The 512-nt window shown below is 39.1% G+C and carries 1 protein-coding gene; it reads right to left on the minus strand.

Going from position 1 to position 512, the window contains the following annotated elements:
- Positions 1-512, minus strand: a 512-nt coding sequence (locus ABN217_RS20460; protein WP_349460036.1) for a DnaB-like helicase C-terminal domain-containing protein, incomplete at both ends; no start/stop codon positions are given.

The raw sequence follows: 512 nt of genomic DNA on the forward strand, positions 1-512 counted from the left end.
CTAATATTTTTAATATAAGAATTCACCAACTGAGCATAAGCGGTACCAGTATTTCCATCACGGTTCAATCTAAGAAGAATTTCCATTAGCGATTTATCAGCATTATCGTTGTAAACAGCATCACGATATAAACCAATCCATACATCACAATCTTGCTCAATTTGCCCTGTATCACGGCTATCAGCGGGTGTTGGTCGTTTATCTGCTCTATCTTCCAATTTACGGTTAAGTTGGGTTAATAACAGGACAACGCAATCCATTTCTTTTGCTAGATTTTTTAACCCCGTAGTAATATCACCATATGCAATATCACGACGTTCAGCCTGCCCAGCTTTGATAAGAGTCAGGTAGTCAATCGCTATTAAGCCTATTTGCCCTTTAGCTCGTTTAACCTTGCGACATTCAGCGATGATATGGTTAAGATCAATACCAGGAGTGCTATCGATATACATATTCGATTCTGCAATCTCTTTTGCTCTGGCTAATGCCCTAGCCATTTCCATATCATCATG

This window comes from Proteus sp. fly-1067, assembly GCF_040139345.1.
Taxonomy (GTDB): domain Bacteria; phylum Pseudomonadota; class Gammaproteobacteria; order Enterobacterales; family Enterobacteriaceae; genus Proteus; species Proteus vulgaris_B.